Annotated in this window: 14 protein-coding genes; 6 read left to right on the forward strand and 8 right to left on the reverse strand. The window is 70.4% G+C overall.

From position 1 onward, the window contains the following. Positions 1-7: 7 nt before the first annotated feature. Positions 8-853 carry a hypothetical protein gene (locus MRBLWS13_RS07590; protein WP_349428417.1) on the reverse strand — a complete coding sequence of 282 codons (846 nt, stop codon included), beginning with the start codon at positions 851-853 and terminating at the stop codon, positions 8-10. Between the two features lie 252 nt (positions 854-1,105). Between MRBLWS13_RS07590 and MRBLWS13_RS07595 the strand changes: the two genes are divergently transcribed. Both MRBLWS13_RS07595 and MRBLWS13_RS07600 read left to right on the forward strand, forming a co-directional pair. Further along, complete coding sequence (locus tag MRBLWS13_RS07595; protein WP_349428419.1) at positions 1,106-2,545, forward strand: APC family permease; 1,440 nt, start codon at positions 1,106-1,108, stop codon at positions 2,543-2,545. After that, entirely contained in the window at positions 2,542-3,288 is a 747-nt protein-coding gene (locus tag MRBLWS13_RS07600) for a helix-turn-helix domain-containing protein (protein ID WP_349428420.1), read from the forward strand. Before MRBLWS13_RS07595 ends, MRBLWS13_RS07600 begins: the two co-directional genes overlap by 4 nt. A 200-nt stretch (positions 3,289-3,488) precedes the next feature. Here the strand turns inward: MRBLWS13_RS07600 and MRBLWS13_RS07605 are convergent, their stop codons facing one another. The 3 genes from MRBLWS13_RS07605 to MRBLWS13_RS07615 all read right to left on the reverse strand — a co-directional run bounded on the left by MRBLWS13_RS07605 (position 3,489) and on the right by MRBLWS13_RS07615 (position 6,885). Beyond that, on the reverse strand, positions 3,489-4,127 hold the full coding sequence (locus MRBLWS13_RS07605) for a DUF305 domain-containing protein (protein ID WP_349428421.1): 639 nt from the start codon (positions 4,125-4,127) through the stop codon (positions 3,489-3,491). Between the two features lie 102 nt (positions 4,128-4,229). After that, positions 4,230-6,215, reverse strand: coding sequence for a helicase HerA-like domain-containing protein (locus tag MRBLWS13_RS07610; RefSeq protein ID WP_349428423.1), 1,986 nt, complete (start codon positions 6,213-6,215; stop codon positions 4,230-4,232). 13 nt (positions 6,216-6,228) lie between these two features. Further along, the gene (locus MRBLWS13_RS07615; RefSeq protein WP_349428424.1) at positions 6,229-6,885 is read right to left on the reverse strand and encodes a phosphatase PAP2 family protein; all 657 of its coding nucleotides are present in this window, start codon (positions 6,883-6,885) and stop codon (positions 6,229-6,231) included. A 131-nt stretch (positions 6,886-7,016) separates the two neighbouring features. Here MRBLWS13_RS07615 and MRBLWS13_RS07620 point away from each other — a divergent pair, with 131 nt between their 5' ends. Further along, positions 7,017-7,517, forward strand: a complete 501-nt coding sequence (locus tag MRBLWS13_RS07620; protein WP_349428425.1) for a nitroreductase family deazaflavin-dependent oxidoreductase — start codon at positions 7,017-7,019, stop codon at positions 7,515-7,517. 7 nt (positions 7,518-7,524) lie between these two features. On the opposite strand, the gene MRBLWS13_RS07625 is transcribed toward MRBLWS13_RS07620, so the two are convergent. Then, positions 7,525-8,886, reverse strand: coding sequence for a multidrug effflux MFS transporter (locus MRBLWS13_RS07625; protein ID WP_349428426.1), 1,362 nt, complete (start codon positions 8,884-8,886; stop codon positions 7,525-7,527). Between the two features lie 359 nt (positions 8,887-9,245). Here MRBLWS13_RS07625 and MRBLWS13_RS07630 point away from each other — a divergent pair, with 359 nt between their 5' ends. Genes MRBLWS13_RS07630 through MRBLWS13_RS07640 form a run of 3 tightly spaced genes read left to right on the forward strand, consistent with a single transcriptional unit; the run spans position 9,246 to position 11,092 of the window. After that, complete coding sequence (locus MRBLWS13_RS07630; RefSeq protein WP_349428428.1) at positions 9,246-9,950, forward strand: DUF3105 domain-containing protein; 705 nt, start codon at positions 9,246-9,248, stop codon at positions 9,948-9,950. 7 nt (positions 9,951-9,957) lie between these two features. Beyond that, a complete protein-coding gene (locus MRBLWS13_RS07635; protein ID WP_349428429.1) occupies positions 9,958-10,632 on the forward strand; it encodes a DUF305 domain-containing protein in 675 nt (224 codons plus the stop codon). A gap of 28 nt (positions 10,633-10,660) precedes the next feature. Then, positions 10,661-11,092 (forward strand): hypothetical protein, encoded by a 432-nt coding sequence (locus tag MRBLWS13_RS07640; protein ID WP_349428430.1) that lies wholly within the window; start codon positions 10,661-10,663, stop codon positions 11,090-11,092. Here the strand turns inward: MRBLWS13_RS07640 and MRBLWS13_RS07645 are convergent. The 3 genes from MRBLWS13_RS07645 to MRBLWS13_RS07655 all read right to left on the reverse strand — a co-directional run bounded on the left by MRBLWS13_RS07645 (position 11,057) and on the right by MRBLWS13_RS07655 (position 15,926). Further along, entirely contained in the window at positions 11,057-13,516 is a 2,460-nt protein-coding gene (locus tag MRBLWS13_RS07645) for an HAD-IC family P-type ATPase (RefSeq protein ID WP_349428431.1), read from the reverse strand. The two genes, MRBLWS13_RS07640 and MRBLWS13_RS07645, sit on opposite strands and share 36 nt — an antisense overlap. 89 nt (positions 13,517-13,605) lie before the next feature. Further along, positions 13,606-14,583 carry a carbohydrate ABC transporter permease gene (locus tag MRBLWS13_RS07650; RefSeq protein WP_349428432.1) on the reverse strand — a complete coding sequence of 326 codons (978 nt, stop codon included), beginning with the start codon at positions 14,581-14,583 and terminating at the stop codon, positions 13,606-13,608. After that, the gene (locus tag MRBLWS13_RS07655; RefSeq protein ID WP_349428433.1) at positions 14,583-15,926 is read right to left on the reverse strand and encodes a sugar ABC transporter permease; all 1,344 of its coding nucleotides are present in this window, start codon (positions 15,924-15,926) and stop codon (positions 14,583-14,585) included. Before MRBLWS13_RS07655 ends, MRBLWS13_RS07650 begins: the two co-directional genes overlap by 1 nt. Positions 15,927-16,010: the final 84 nt, after the last annotated feature.

The raw sequence follows: 16,010 nt of genomic DNA on the forward strand, positions 1-16,010 counted from the left end.
TCCAAGGTCATGAGATGGACAGGACGGCCCGCGTCGACAGGTTGACGACGTAGGTGCTGGTGGTGAGGAAGGCGCCGCCGTCGACCTGGGCGAGCAGCTGCACGCACCGGTCGACGCCGCACGACTCGGCACCGAAGGATCCGGCATCCGTGACGAACGAGTGGGCGGTGAGGAGGACCTCGGCGGATGCCGGGGTCAGGACCGAGCCGCCGGTGAGCGCGGCGAACTCGTCGACGACGGGCTGGGCCGCGTCGGAGTCGAGCAGCAGCTCCCACGCGAGCGAGGTCTCGGCATCCGTCGGAGCGGGCTGCGTGCCCGAGGCGCGGTCCACGGACTCGACCGCCCCGTTCGTCGCGTTGACGATCATGCTGACCGTCTCGTTGGTGGCGTAGTCGTAGTACAGGGAGATCAGGCGCCGCTGTCCGTCGGAATACGCCTGCGGGTCGGCCACGTCGGTGGAGAGGAACTGCAGTCCCGGCTCGCCGAACACGTCCTCGCCGGCCGCGAACGCCGCGTCCTGAGCGCCGACGAAGCGCACGTACTCGACCTCGGCTCCCGAGAGCGCGTCGTAGGCGGCCGCGATCGTCGCGGGCTTGGCGACCTCCTCCGCCTTCTCGGGTGCGTCTTCGTCCGTGCTGTCGGCGGCGATGGGGGTGGATGCCGTGATCTCGGGCGACGAGGTCGCCTGTACGGCGGTCTGCGTCGCGAAGAGGAGGGCGACGGCGGCGGCCGCGGCGGCGACCACGGAGCCGATGCCGAGGGCGCGCGGTGTGAGCAGTCGGCCGCGCAGTGCCGGCCGCTGTCGCGAGGGGGGCGGCGAGTCCCCCTCGGGAGAGAGCTGTTGTTCGGTCACGGGATTCCTTTCGAGGGCGATGACGCGGCTCGCACCCGCGTCGGGGCCGATTCTTCGCCCGCGCCGTTTCCCCGCCGTGTGGCGTCGCGAACGCCGAGCGAAATCCTGATGAGACGACGACGGCCGATCCCGGCCCGCTGATCTCACGCCGTGTCACGCGGCGGAAACACGGGCCGCCTTTTCCGGCAACGCGCGCCCGGTAGCGTCGCGGCCAGCCGCACCGCGGCGAGCGCCGGGCACCGAGGAGGACGCGTGAGCACTGCACTCGCGGACGCGATCGAGCGGGCGCGGCCGAGGAACGATCTCGGGTCCAGCTCGCCCTTCGCGGGCCTGCACCGTCGCCACGCGCGCACGATCGACGTGGTCGCGCAGTCGGTAGCGGCCACCGCGCCCGCCGGCGTCCTGCTGATCCACCCCGCCGCCGCCTACGCGCGCAGCGGATCGTTCGCGTTCCTCGACATCGCGATCACGATCACCCTCGTCGTGGGCGTCGGCCTCGTCATCGGCATGTTCGCGCGGCGCATCGCGAGCACGGGCTCGCTGTACACGTTCGCGGCGCGCGGCCTCGGCTCCCACGTCGGCCTCGTCACCGGCGCCGCCCTGGGCATCGGCTACCTCGCCGTCGCCATGAACACGCTGGCGTCGGGCTCGCAGCGACTCGCGGACCTTCTCAGCGGCGGCGCCGCTCCCCCGTGGCTCGTCGTCGTCCTCATCACCGTGTTCGGCGGCATCATCGCGCTGGTCGTCGCCCGCGGACTCCGGATGTCCACCCGCATGCTGCTGGTGCTCGAGTCGATCGCGGTGGCGACGGTGCTGGTCCTGTCGATCGCCGCCCTCAGCCTCACCCGGTGGGATCTGGGGCTGCTCGTCCCGCGCCCCTCGGACTTCTCGCTCGAGGCGATCATCACGGGCGTCGCCTTCGCCCTCATCGGCTTCGTCGGCTTCGAGAGCGGCGCCGCCCTCGGGCCGGAGACACGTCGTCCGTTCGCGGCGGTGCCGCGCGCGGTGATGGTGAGCGTGGGCGCGACGGGACTGGTGATGCTGGTCGGGACGGCCGCGCAGCTGTCGATCGTGGCGGAGCGGCCAGGCGCGGCATCCCTCGCCGCCGTGACGGGCCTGTCCGGCCTCATCGACGTGATCGTGGCGATCTCGTTCCTCGCCTGCGCCCTGGCGATGACGAACGCCGCGACGCGGCTCGGCTTCGCGATGAGCCGCGAGGGCCTGCTGCCGGTGGTCTTCGGCCGGGTGTCGGGTCGCGGCGTGCCGGCGGTCGCCGGCGTGCTGCTCACGACGGTGGTGACGGCGGTTCCGATCGCGATCCTCGCTGTCGGCGGCAGCCGTCAGGACATGCGGATCGTGACCTCGCCGGCGTCGATCATCGGCTTCGTGCTGGCGTACGCACTGGTGTGCGCGGCGGCGCCGGTGTTCCTCGCGCGCATCGGCGAGCTCACGGTGCGCGCCGTGGTGGTCAGCGCACTCCCCCTGGCCGGCCTCTTGTGCGTGCTGGGGTTCTACCTCGCCGCGACACTGCGCGACAATCCCGGCGGGCTGCTGTGGACGGCCGGGATCCTCACCGTCGTCGTCGGCGCCGGCGCGCTGCGGCTGGCACGCCACCCGCGCGTGGCCGCGCGGATCGGCGTGCATGACTGGCCGATCGACTCGGACTGCATCGAAGGGCCGGCCCGGTCGTGAGCGGCGCGGGTCTCGCGGGCGACACCCGGCTTCCGGAGAAGGGCCTCGGCCTCGCGCTGGAGATCCTGGAGCAGGTCGCGCGTGACGACCGCGGCGCGTCGGCGGCCGAGATCGCCCGCGCCGTCGGCGCCCCGCGGGCGACGGTGTACCGCGTGGTCAACTCGCTGGTCCGCGACGAGTACCTCGTGCGGCGCCCGGACTTCTCCGGGTTCCTGCTCGGCACGCGCGTGCTCGAGCTCGCCGCGATCGTGGGCGCCCGCACACGACCGGCCCACGCCGCGGTCGTGGATCGCCTCCGCAGCGAGACGGGCGAGGCGGTGCACCTGTTCGCCTTCCACCGCTCCGGGCTTCTGGTGCTCGACGAGGACACCACCCAGCCGCTGTCGGACCCCGACGTGCTGCTGGCCGACCCCGCGCGATCGGCGATCGGACACCTCTGGCTGGTCGCGCACCCCGACCGCCGTCTGCCGCAGGCGCCGAGCTGGCGGGTCGACGCGGCGTCCGGCGACGTCCGCGCCATCCACGAGGCATACGCGGTCCGTGGCTACACCGAGCAGGTCGCGCTGCTCAGCAGCGACCGCGGGTGCCTCGCCGTGCCGATCCACGACGACGCCGCGCGCCCGGTCGGAGCGGTGACCCTGTCGACCTCGATCTCGCGCCTCTCTGTCGCCGCACGCCACGTCGGCGCGCTCCGCGACGCGGCGCGCGCGCTCGCTCCGATCGGCGCGCTCAGCGACTGGTGACCTCGTCGCACCGATCTCCGGCCTGATCGCCGCCGCCCGTGTTCGTGCGCCGCGCACGTGCGCGTCACCGATCCGCAGCGCCCGGCCGTCAACAGGTCAACCACGCCCGTGCAGGACCGATCCGGCACGGATCTCCTGTCGAAGCCTGGTTGACCTGTTGAGCGCAGGGAGCCCGACGGATGCCGCAGACCGCGGTGTCCTCAGGGCACCGCGGCCAGGAATTGTTCGAGCATCCGCTCATCGGCCGCGGCCTGCTTCAGCACCTCGTCGGCCGACTCCACCACCGCCGGGTGCGGAACGCCGTCGAGGATGAGCGCGACGAGCGCGACCATCCCCGCGTTCTGGTCGCGCAGGATCTCGGCGAACCGGCGCTCGGCGTCGGGATGCTGGGCATCGACGAAGCCCTGCAGCGTGCTCCACGCGGGCATGCCCGGCATCTGCGCGTGATCGGCGCCGTGGCCGCCGCAGGGGCCGTCGGCGGGCGGCTCGGCCGGACGCGCGTCGACCCACGAGACGTACCACTCGCGCAGGTCGTCGAGCTCGTCCTCGTTGCGCGCGGCGATGCCTGTGGCGAAGCCGCTCGCCCCGGCGTCGATGCCCTCCTTGCGCAGCAGCGTCTGCGCGAGCTCCTGCTCCTTGACGCGGTAGTAGATCATCGCCTCGACGTAGCAGTAGTCGTCGGCTGTAACCGGGATCGACGACGACGCCGATGGCGAAGCGGATGCCGAGGGCGCGGCGTCCTTCGTCCCCGACGTGGCGGCCACCGCCAGCGCGACGCCCGCGGCGGCGGTCGCCAAGGCGAGCGTCAGCGCGACGACGACGACTGCTCTGCGACGCACGCGGGCCTTTCGGATCGGAGGGATCCGCCCGACGCCCGCTCCGTGCGCGGCTTCGCACTGCGCGGGGACCCGGGACGTGGAGCCCTCGGGGGCTGGGATGCGTCAGCGCTTGCCGGTGCCGAAGATCCCGCGGATCACCCCACCCAGTATCGTCTGGGTCGACTTCGAGTTCAGAATCTGGTCGAGCGGCGACTTCTGGGCCGACCGCGACGTGCGGGTCGTCCCCGCCGTCTTCTTGAGCAGCCGCTCGTACTCCTGCTGCGCCTTCTTCTCGGCGACGGCGCTCGCCTTGTCGGCGGCGGCCTGCTGCTTGTCGATGGCGGCCTTCTGCTTCGCGTACTCCGCATCGGCCTTCGCCTTTGCAAGGGCAGCGTCCTCCGCGGCTGCGGCGTCGTCGGCGGCCCTCATCTTCGCGGTGAGGATCTCGCGCGCCGACTCGCGGTCGATCGCCGTGCCGTACTTCGCGAGCAGCGGCGACGCCTTCACCGCGGCCTCGATGGCGGGCTCGGGCGTCGGCGACATGAGCCCCTGTGGCGCGCGCAGCCGCGTCCAGGCGACCGGAGTGGGGGCGCCCTTCTCGCTCATCACGGTGACGATGGCCTCCCCGGTGCCGAGCTCCTGCAGCACGCGCTCGAGGTCGTAGCCGGACCTCGGGTAGGTGCCGACGGTCGCGCGCAGCGCCTTCGCGTCATCGGGCGTGAACGCGCGCAGCGCGTGCTGCACCCGCGAGCCCAGCTGTGCCAGCACGTCGGAGGGCACGTCCTTCGGCGTCTGCGTCACGAAGAACACGCCGACCCCCTTCGACCGGATGAGACGCACGGTCTGCACGATCGCAGCGAGGAAGTCCTTCGACGCGTCCTTGAACAGCAGGTGCGCCTCGTCGAAGAAGAAGACCAGCTTCGGCTTGTCGGCGTCGCCCACCTCGGGGAGGATCTCGAACAGCTCGGCGAGGAGGTACATCAGGAACGTCGAGAACAGCGCCGGCTTGTCGATCACCCCCGGCACCTCGAGGAGGCTGATGATGCCGCGGCCGTCGGACGCTGTGCGGATGAAGTCGGCCACGTCGAACTCGGGCTCGCCGAAGAAGACGTCGGCTCCGGCATCCGCGAACGTGATCAGCTCCCGCAGGATCACCCCCGCCGTCGCCGCAGACAGCCCGCCGAGCTCCTTGAGTTCTGCCTTGCCCTCGTCGCTGGTGAGGTGGCTGAGGACGGCGCGCAGGTCCGACAGGTCCACGAGCGCAAGTCCGTTGGCATCTGCGTAGTGGAATACGAGGCCGAGGCTCGACTCCTGCGTGTCGTTGAGGCCCAGAACCTTGCTCAACAGCAGCGGCCCGAAGCCCGACACGGTCGCCCGCACGGGGACGCCCTTGCCGATCCCGCCCAGCGCGAAGTACTCGGTGGCGGATGCCTCGGGCTTCCAGTCCTGCCCGATCGCCTGGGTGCGCGCGAGCAGCTTCTCGCTCGGCGCGCCCGGCGTCGCGACACCCGACAGATCACCCTTGATGTCGGCGGCGAACACCGGCACGCCCTTCGCCGCGAGCTGCTCGGCGAGTCCCTGCAGCGTGCGGGTCTTGCCCGTTCCCGTCGCCCCCGCGACGAGCCCGTGGCGATTCATCATGCCGAGCGGGATGCGGATCTGCGCCGACGGCACCGGCTCGCCGTTGAGCAGAGCACCGAGATCGAGGGTCGTCTCCTCGAACGCATACCCGGAGGCGATCTTCTCGATGTCGGCTCGAGTGAGCGGGCCGGATTGCGTGGGGAGGATGGTGGGTGGAGAGGCGTGCTGGCTGTCAGAGACGGTCGGGTGAGGACTTTGTTCCTGAGTCTCCGAGGGTGAGCGGGGCGCTCCCGCGGGCGCTCGGGTCGCCGATGCCGAGGTCGGCCCGGCAGCGATGGGCGTGCCGGTCGCCTTGGCCTTCGCGGCGGCGGCCTCGGCGGCCGCGAGCGCGGCCCTGGCCTGAGCGGCCTTGAGGTGCGCCTCGGCCGCATCCGCCTCAGCGCGCAGCCGGGCGAGCTCCGTCTCGGCGGCGAGGATGGCCGGATCGGTCGCGGTGGAATCGGGCGCGGGCGAGTCGGGCGCGGTCATGCGCTCAGCCTAGTCACGGGCGTTTCGCCGCGGCATCCGTCCCCTCCCGCGCCATCGGCAGCGCGAACGCGCCCGCCACGAGCAGTGCCGCCCCCGCGCCGATCAAGGCGCCGCCGAGCGTGTCGCTCAGCCAGTGAGCGTGCAGATAAGTGCGGCTGAACGCCATCAGCAGCACCCACGCAGCGCCGACGAGGCCGACCCACAAACGGGGGAAGATCACGGTGGCAGCGACGGCGATCGTGGCCGCGTTGGCCACATGCCCCGACGGGTATGAGCCGTAGTCCGAGACGATGAGGATGTCTTCCGGCCGCACCCGACCGAACGCGTGCTTGAGCACCTGCACTCCCGCGGCCGAGACCGCTTCCGCAGCGAGGAAGTACGCCGCCGCCCACGGGCGGCGCAGCAGGATGAGCCCGATCGCGCCGCCGATCGGCACCACGAGGACGCCGAACCAGCCGCCGCCGACGAAGTTCATGACCTGCGAGAACCCGGTGAGGGCGGGGCCCCACCACTCGCCGACGAGGGCGTTCCACGCGGTGTCGACGGCGAACGGCTCCTCTCCCCGCGAGAAGATCCACCAGCCCAGCAGGCACGACAGCACCACGAGCGCCGACCCGGCGATCAGGTAGGCGATGACAGGCGCTGCCACCCGCCGCTCTGTCGTGGTCATCGCCCCATTCTGCCTGGCAGGCAGCGACATCCGCCTCATCCGGGCTTTTCCGCGCGCCTCTTGACAGCCTCCCGTCCCGGCGGGCCTCACGGACCGTGACGGCGTCGCCGGCGTCGGGCAGGATGGGAGCCATGGCAGCAAAGGCCGTCGACATCGTGCGTGCCATCGTCGCGCCCCTCACCCGCACGAGGGTGTTCCGGCGCGTGCTGGGGCCGCTGCTGCTGCCGCCGGTCGAGCGCTTCGTCACCTGGATCTCGCACGGACGGGTGCAGGTGAGCGCGCTGCTGGTGCCGTCGCTCGTGCTCCACACGGTCGGAGCGAAGTCGGGCGAACCCCGCGACGCGGCCCTGATGTACACGCCCGACGGTCAGGGGCGCGCGATCGTCGCGGGCACGAACTTCGCCGGTGCTCGCCACCCGGCATGGACGGCGAACCTGCTGGCCCACCCGGATGCCGCGATCACCGTTCGCGGGCGGCGCATGCGCGTGCAGGCCACGCCGGTGCCCGACGCCGAACGCGACGCCGTATGGGCGCGCATCGAGGCCCAATGGCCCGGCTACCGCAACTACGAGCGGGAGTCCGGACGCACCGTCCGCCTGTTCCGCCTGCAGCCGGTGGCGCACGCGGAGTGAACCCGGGTCAGGGCGCCAGGCGCTCCACCGTGCGCGGACGCACGATGAGCCACAGCGACAGCAGACCGACCAAGGAGCAGCCGACCATGACCGAGGCCATCGTCGTCGCCGTGATGCCGGCATCCTTCGCGATCCACCCGACGAGGGGCGAGATGAGGCCGGCGACACCGAAGTTCGTCGCACCGATGATCGACTGCGCCGTGCCCGCCGCCTTGCCGTGACGGTCGAGAGCCAGCACCTGCACGCACGGGAACGTGAAGCCGCACCCCGTCATGAAGACGAACAGGGGCACGATCGTCCCCCAGAGCCCGAGACCGAGCTGGTCGGTGACGATGATGGCCGCGGCCGCGACGACGAGCACCGCGGTCGACCACGCCATGACCCACTGCGGACCGAAACGGGCCGCCAGACGCGACGCGGCCTGGACGCCCACCACGACGCCGACCGAGTTGACGGCGAACATCAGGCCGTACTCCTGGGCGCTCAGGCCGTAGCTGAGCTGGAAGAGGAACGACGAGCTCGAGAGGTACGAGAACAGGCCCGAGAACGTCATGCCCCCGATGATGAGCACGCCGATGAACACCCGGTCGCTGAAGACGCTCCGGTAGCGCTGCCACACGGTGGTCGAGCCTCGCTCGTGGCGGCGCGCGGGCGGCAGGGTCTCGGGCAGGAACACGATCGCCGAGACGAGCATGATCGCGCCGTACACGGCGAGGACGACGAAGATGCCGCGCCACGGCATGACGGCCAAGAGCGCCGATCCGACGAGCGGAGCGAGCACCGGCGCGACACCCGAGACGAGCGCGAGGCGCGACAGCATCACGACGAGGCGGCGACCGCCGAACAGGTCGCGCACGATCGCGGCGGCCACGACGCCGCCCGCGGCGGCTCCGGCACCCTGCAGCACCCGTGCCACCGACAGCAGCTCGAGGGTGGGGGCGAGCGCGGCGGCGACGCTCGCCACGACGTGGAGTGCCGTGACCGACAGCAGCGGAATCCGCCGGCCCACCTTGTCGCTCAGCGGTCCGACGATCAGCTGACCCAGCGCGAACCCGATCATCGTGCCCGTGAGGGTGAGCTGGATCATGGCGGCCGTGGTGTCGAAATCGGCCTCGAGCACCGGGAAGGCCGGCAGGTAGAGATCGATCGTGAACGGGCCGAGCGCCGTCAGGGCGCCGAGCAGCACGATGTAGAGGACGCGGCGACGATGCGGGATCGAGTCGCCCGGGTGCAGCACGATCGGCGCGGTGGCCGGGTTGCTCCCGAGCGTGCGGATCGCGCCCGTGGATGTCGGGTGCGCGGGCGGCGCGGGCTGGGGATCAGCGGCTGTCTGGGGCTTCTGGACGGGGAGCGATGCGGTGTCGAGCAACAGTGGGCTTCGTTTCGTGGCGGGAGATTCGACGGCGGCGTACGGAGGAACGGCGTCGACATCGCGGCAAGGCGGTGCGGGCGCAGAGAGACGGACCGAGGGGAAGCGAATCGTCCGGCGCTGCCGATCGGCACCGGGATCCGCGTTTCGACGCGCGGTCGAATCGATTCGAAATCCCATGATAGCGGATGCCCCCGCCCGGCCGCACGCGCGACCGGGGGTGCCGGTGAGCGCTGTCGGCGCCTTCTCAGGGCTTGGACACATGCGCTCGCATAGGATGAGGGCAACCCGCCATCCGCCGTCGCGCGATATGTTCCGGGCGCCCAGACCCCTGTTCCCGATTGGCAGAGATCACGAGCATGACCCCGACCGACAAGCGCACGAGCGGCAACCCGGCCACGCAGGCGAAGATCGACCTCACCGTAAAGCAGCAGCGCGAGCAGAAGCGCCAGGAGAAGCTCGCCGAGTACCAGAAGCAGCTCGCCAAGCGCCGTCGCAGCAAGCTGGTGTGGTGGATCGTCGGCTCGGCCGCCGCCGTGCTGGTCGTCGGTGCGATCGTCGCCTCCATCGTGTTCGCGCCCGCGCCGGCTCCCTCGTACGCGCGCGGTGCCGGCGACGGCAGCGGCATCGAGGGCGTCGAGACGTTCGAGAACACGGCGAACCATGTAGAAGGCGACGTCGACTACGCCCAGACTCCCCCGGCCGGCGGCGACCACAACGCCGTCTGGCTGAACTGCGGCGTCTACACCGAGCCGGTTCCCAACGTGAACGCCGTCCACTCCCTCGAGCACGGTGCGGTCTGGATCACCTACGACCCCGCGCAGGTGTCGGATGACGACATCGCCACGCTCGAGGACGCGCTGCCCTCGACCTACACGCTGCTCTCCCCGTACAACGACATGGACAGCCCCATCGCCGTCAGTGCGTGGAACGCCCAGCTCAAGGTCGACTCTGCCGACGACGAGCGCATCGAGGAGTTCATCAAGGCGTACTGGAACAGCACGAACGCTCCCGAGCCGGGCGCGGCCTGCACCGGTGCGCTCGACGCGCCGGGAAAGAAGTAGGCGCGGCGTGACGGACGAGACGTCGACCGGGGGCCCCCGGCGATGGATCGTCATCGCCGTCGCGCTCGTGCTGATCGGCGCGCTCGCCTTCGCGGTCGGACGCTTCTCGACCTTCGGTTCGCAGTCGGCCGCGACGACCCTGGGCACGGCCTCGCCCGAGGCCGGATTCTCCCGCGATATGCAGGTGCACCACGCACAGGCGATCGAGATGGCCATGGAGATCTACCGCAAGACCGAGGACGACGAGCTGCGCATCCTCGCCTACGACATCGCCACCGGGCAGGCCGGCCAGCGGGGTCAGATGTACGACTGGCTCGTGCGGTGGGGTCTCTCCCAGTCCGGCGGCCCGATGATGCAGTGGATGGATGCCGCAGCCGACGACCACGGGCACGGCGGCGCGTCCAGCGCCGCGATGACCGAGGACGAGGCGCACGAAGCCATGGGCATGGCGTCCGCGGACGAGATCGCGGCTCTGGAGGCCGCCGCCGGGCAGGAGGCGGACTGCCTGTTCCTGCAGCTCATGATCCGGCACCACGAAGGCGCGATCCCCATGGCGGACGCGCTCCTGGAGCTCGGCACCGACCCGCGCGCCCTCGAGGTGGCCGGCGCCATCAAGAGCGGTCAGACGTCCGAGATCGACGCGATGCAGTCGATCCAGACGCGCCTCGGCTGCACCGGCTGACGCGAGCCGCGCCCGCTACAGTGATCGCGTGACCGCCGACACGCACGAGAGCCGCCGCTCGCCCGCTGCGCGCCGGCCGGTCGTCGTGACCGTCGCCGTGGTCATGGTCTACCTCAGCGCGTTCGCCAACGTGCTGCTCGGCATCCTGGTCCTCCTCAGTCGTTACCAGGTTGCGCGCGCCGAGGTGCTCGCGGTCTCTCTGCTGGGCGCGGCGATCATCCTCTTCGGGCTCCTGCTCGTCGCGGTCGCCTCGGGGCTCGCCCGCAGCAGCCGGCTCTCCCGCGTGCTCGCGACGATCTACCTCGCGGTCCTGATCACGCTGAACGCCGTGACGATCGCAACCACCGACGGCTGGGACTGGAGCACCGCGATCCAGCTCGCCGTGCAGGTGCTGGTCGTCGTCGTCCTGTGGGCGCCGCCCGGATCACGCCACTTCGCCCGCGCCGCCGCCGCCGAGTGAACCCGCGTCGGCCAGCGCCCGCGCGACGTAGCGGCGGTGGAAGAACCGCACGATCTCGATCGCGCCGATCGTCAGCACCGTGACGACGGTCACCAGCCAGGCTGCGTCTTCGCCCGGGTCGACGAGCTGGAAGAACTCGGTGAGCAGCGGCACTGTGAAGACCGCGACGAGCGCGATGAACATCGCCCCGATCACGAGAGCCTTGAAGCGCGTGATCGGTCGCGAGAGCACGGTGAGCACCCAGATGCCCACGATCGCGAGGATGATCGTCGACCCGGTGCGCAGCTCCGGTTCGCTCACCCCGAGCGCCATGGCCCCCAGCGTGTACAGCGTCAGCGCGACCGCGATGATCACGCCGGCGGGGATCGCGAACGCCAGGGAGCGTCGCAGGAACCCGGGCACGTATCTCTGGGTGTTCGGCAGCAGCGCAAGGAAGAACGCGGGGATGCCGATGGTCAGGCCGTCCGTGATCGACAGCTGGCGCGGCAGGAACGGGAACTCGAGCACGAGCACGCCGAACAGCACGGCGAGTCCCGTCGCGTAGGCCGTCTTAGTGAGGAAGAGCATCGAGACGCGCTCGATGTTCGCGATCACCTGGCGTCCCTCGGCGACCACGTCCGGCAGATGCGAGAACCTGCTGTCGAGCAGCACGATACGCGCGACCGCCTTGGTCGCCGCCGCGCCGGAGTTCATCGCGATGCCGAGGTCGGCGGTCTTGATGGCCAGCGCATCGTTGACACCGTCGCCGGTCATCGCGACCGTGTGACCGCGCGACTGGAGCGCGAGGACCATCCGCTTCTTCTGCTCCGGGGTCACCCGGCCGAACACGAGGTTGTGCTCGAGCGCGTCCGCCAGCCCCGCCTCGTCCTCGGGGAGCCGGCGAGCGTCGAAGCCCTCGGCCACGTCGAGCCCCACCTCCCGCGCGATCGCCGCGACCGTGCGGGGGTTGTCACCCGAGATGACACGGATGGCGACGCCCTGCCGGGCGAAGTACGCCAGGGTCTGCGCGGCGTCGTCGCGGACCTGCTCCCGGAAGGTCACGACCGCGGCAGGGACGAGGGTCGCGGGCAGCCGCTCGGCCTCGGCGTCCCCGCTCCCGAGCGGCGTCGCGGCCTGCGCCAGGACGAGCGTGCGACGGCCGGAGGATGCGAGCTCGGTCACGATGCGGCCGAGGTCCGTCGTGGGATCGGCGGCCGCATCGCCGAACACCATCTCGGGTGCACCCAGCACCCACGTGCCCACCGGACCCGTTGCGAATGAGGCAGCGCTCCACTTGCGCGCCGACGAGAACGGGATGTACTCCGCCGCCTCGAGAGCGACGCCGACCGGGAACGGATCCCGCAGGCACCGGGCAGTGGCGTTCGCGTCGGGGGCGGCGCCGTACCAGGCGAGCACGTCCGCAACGCCGGCGGCGGCATCCGGCATCGCCTGCAGCGCGTCGAAGGCGATCTCGCCCGCCGTCAGCGTGCCGGTCTTGTCGAGGCAGATGATGTCGACGCGTGCGAGGCCCTCGACCGCCGGGAGCTCGTTGACGAGCACCTGCTGGCCGGCCAGCTTCGCCGCGCCCACCGCGAACGTGATCGAGGTGATCAGCACGAGCCCGAGCGGGATCATCGCGGTCAGTGCGGCGATCGTGTTGACCACGGCCTGCACCCAGCCGCCGTTCTGCCACGCCTGCACCCAGCCGCCCGCGACCATCATCTGCGCGTTCAGCACCAGCAGTCCGACGGGTCCGATGATCCAGCTCATCCACTTCAGCACGCGGTTCACCGACCCGCGCACCTCCGACGCCACCAGCGAGAACCGTTTCGCCTCGCCCGCGAAGCGGTTCGCGTATGAATCGGCGCCTACGCGCGTGACGCGGCACGCGCCCTCGCCCGAGACGACGATCGAACCCGACAGGGCCTCGTCGCCGGGGCGCTTGTCGACCGCATCGGACTCGCCGGTCAGCATCGACTCGTCGATCTGCAGGGCGCGCGTCTCGATCACGGTGGCGTCGGCGGGCACCTGGTCACCGGCGCGGAGGATCAGGATGTCGTCGATCACGACGTCTGCCGGCGCGATCTCGGCCTCGACCCCGTCGCGCCTCACACGGGCCTGCGGTGCGTTGAGGAGCGCGAGCCTGTCGAGCGCGGCCTTGGCACGGAACTCCTGGACACATCCGATGATGGAGTTCGCGAACGCGGCGAGGCCGAACAGCGCGTCCTGCCAGCGTCCCAGCACGAACAGCACGAAGAAGCACGCGAACACGATGCCGTTGAACAGCGTGAACACGTTCGCCCGCACGATGGTCCACACGCTCCGGCTCGTGTCGGGCGTGTAGGCGTTCGTGCTCCCCGCCGCTACCCGCTCGGCGACGTCCGCGGCAGAGAGGCCGGCGTCGGCGACGGGCAGCGCGATCGAGGCGTCGGAGGCGGCATCCATGCGTTCAGGGTACTGATGCGGAGACGACATGCGGATGCCGCGCCCCGGCGTCGATCGCCGGGGCGCGGCATCCGTCCGCCCTCTGAGGGTCAGCCCTTCGTCGCACCCGCCATCAGGCCGCGCACGAAGAACCTCTGCAGCGAGAGGAACACGATGAGCGGCACGGCCAGCACGAGGAACGCACCTGCCGAGATCAGGAACCACTGATCGCCCCACGACCCGGACAGGGAGTTCAGTGTCTGCGTCATCGGCAGCGAGGACGACGGCGCGAAGATCGTGGCCACCAGCAGGTCGTTCCACACCCACACGAACTCGAGGATGGCGAACGACGCGAGCGCCGGGGTCGCCAGCGGCAGGATGATGCGGAAGAAGATCTGGCCATGGCCCGCTCCGTCCACCCGCGCCGCTTCGATCACGTCGGAAGGGATCTCGGCGATGAAGTTGTACAGCAGGAAGATCGCCAGCGGCAGGGCGAAGATGACGTGCGCGATCCACATCGTCGCGAAGCTGTGATCGACCTCGCGCATCTCGAGGCCGGGGAAGACCGCGACGTCGCCGATTTCGAGTCCGCGCGAGAATAGGCTCAGCAGAGGCACCAGCGCCATCTGGATGGGCACGATCTGCAGCGCGAAGACCGCCACGAACAGCACGCCGCGTCCCCTGAAGTCCATCCACGCGAACGCGTAGGCGGCCAGCGACGCGATCGCGAGGGCGAAGATCGTCACGGGGATCGTGATCGCGAGCGAGTTCAGGAACGACTCGCCGAGCGTGAGTGCCGTGCCGCCGGAGGTGAGGGCGGCCTCGTAGTTCCCGAGCGTGAAGTCGGGGTTGGTGAACACCGTCCACCACCCGGAGGACGCTGAGTCCGCCCCTGGACGGAACGACGTGATGAGCAGACCGAGCGTCGGGATCGTCCACAGGAAGGCGATCGCGACCGCGATCACCGTCGCCACGGGCGACGTCATGCGCTTCTGTGCCTGCGCCTCGTTGCGACGAGTCTCGCGCGCGACCTTGCGCGCCGCCGCCCTGTCGGGCTGCGGGGTCATCTTAGAGTCGACGGCGGTCATCACCGCACCTCCCTCTGCCGGCGGAGCTGTCTGACGTTGTAGATGATCAGCGGTGTGACGAACACGAAGATCAGCACCGCGAGCGCTGCCGCATGCCCGTAGCTCTGGAAACGCTGCTGCTGGTTCACCATCTCGAAGCCCAGCACCGTCGAGTTCGACCGGCCGCCGGTCATCACCGCCACGATGTCGTACAGCTTCAGCGCGGAGATAGTGATCGTCGTGAGGACGATCACGATCGCGGTGCGGATTCCCGGCACGGTGACGTTGGTGAACCGCTGCCACGCGTTGGTGCCGTCGAGCTGCGCGGCCTCCATCTGCTCGGCCGGCACTGCCTTGATGGCGGCCGACAGGACCACCATCGCGAAGCCGGTCTGCGCCCACACGAAGGCGAACAGCAGACAGAACGTGTTCACGAGCGGCCAGACGTCCAGCCATCTGACCGGTTCGCCACCGAATGCCACGACGAGGGCGTTGAGGATTCCGATCTGCTCCCCCTGCCGGTAGTCGTAGACGAACCGCCAGATGAGGCTGATGCTCACGGGTGCGATCGCGAAGGGGATGAACACCAGGATCTTGAGGAACCTGTCACCGCGCGCACGCTCCATGAACGCGGCGTACGCGAGTCCGACGATCGTCGCGAAGATGGGCGCGAAGATCGCCCAGATCAGCGTGTTGATGATCGACCAGAACCCCTGCGGGTTCGTGAACGCCCAGACGTAGTTCTCCATGCCGACGAAGTTCTCGCCGGTCTTGTCGAAGAACGACTGGATGATCGTCGCGATCGACGGGTAGATGAGGCCGATCAGGATCAGGATCGCCGCCGGTGCCAGGAACAGCGTCAGCTGGTACAGATACCCCGCGCCTTCGCGGGCGCGATAGTCGGCGTAGAAGAGCAGGCCACCCGCGATGAGCGCGATGGGGATCACGTAGATGACCGCGTTCTGATACGGACGCAGCATCATGAACGCCAGCAGCGGGATCGCGAAGCACGAGACCAGTCGCAGCCAGAAGTAGCCCGTGCCCTTGCGGGGCGCGTACTCGATGAGCACCAGGAGGATCCCGACCACCACGGCGAAGATCAGCAGGACGATCGGAATCTGGACGATGGGGCCGAGATTGCCGATCCACTGGAAGAACGAGTTGAACGAGAACCCCAGCGACGTCGGCCGCGCATCGGGGGCCGGCGGACTGAGGAAGAGGAAGACGACGAGCGCGGCGATGAGGATGAAGCCGATCGTCACGACGATGCGCGTCGTCGCGCGCGAGGGCGGCTTGTTGCCGCCACGCTCGGGCGGCGGCGCCGCCTGCGCCTGGTCGTCCGTCGTTGATGTGGTCTGAGACATGTTCTGCCTTCCCCGTCGACGCCGACGGATGACGTCACCCCGGTGCCGGGTCCGCGCGGCGAGCGTGCGGACCCGGCACCGAGG

This window comes from Microbacterium sp. LWS13-1.2 (assembly GCF_040144835.1).
Taxonomy (GTDB): Bacteria; Actinomycetota; Actinomycetes; order Actinomycetales; family Microbacteriaceae; genus Microbacterium.

What these genes read in the sequence shown, in the direction of transcription:
- MRBLWS13_RS07610 (WP_349428423.1), bottom strand. Translation starts at nt 6,215, where the DNA reads ATGACCGCGCCCGACTCGCCCGCGCCCGATTCCACCGCGACCGATCCG.
- MRBLWS13_RS07615 (WP_349428424.1), bottom strand. Translation starts at nt 6,885, where the DNA reads ATGACCACGACAGAGCGGCGGGTGGCAGCGCCTGTCATCGCCTACCTG.
- MRBLWS13_RS07620 (WP_349428425.1), top strand. Translation starts at nt 7,017, where the DNA reads ATGGCAGCAAAGGCCGTCGACATCGTGCGTGCCATCGTCGCGCCCCTC.
- MRBLWS13_RS07630 (WP_349428428.1), top strand. Translation starts at nt 9,246, where the DNA reads ATGACCCCGACCGACAAGCGCACGAGCGGCAACCCGGCCACGCAGGCG.
- MRBLWS13_RS07645 (WP_349428431.1), bottom strand. Translation starts at nt 13,516, where the DNA reads ATGGATGCCGCCTCCGACGCCTCGATCGCGCTGCCCGTCGCCGACGCC.
- MRBLWS13_RS07650 (WP_349428432.1), bottom strand. Translation starts at nt 14,583, where the DNA reads ATGACCGCCGTCGACTCTAAGATGACCCCGCAGCCCGACAGGGCGGCG.
- MRBLWS13_RS07655 (WP_349428433.1), bottom strand. Translation starts at nt 15,926, where the DNA reads ATGTCTCAGACCACATCAACGACGGACGACCAGGCGCAGGCGGCGCCG.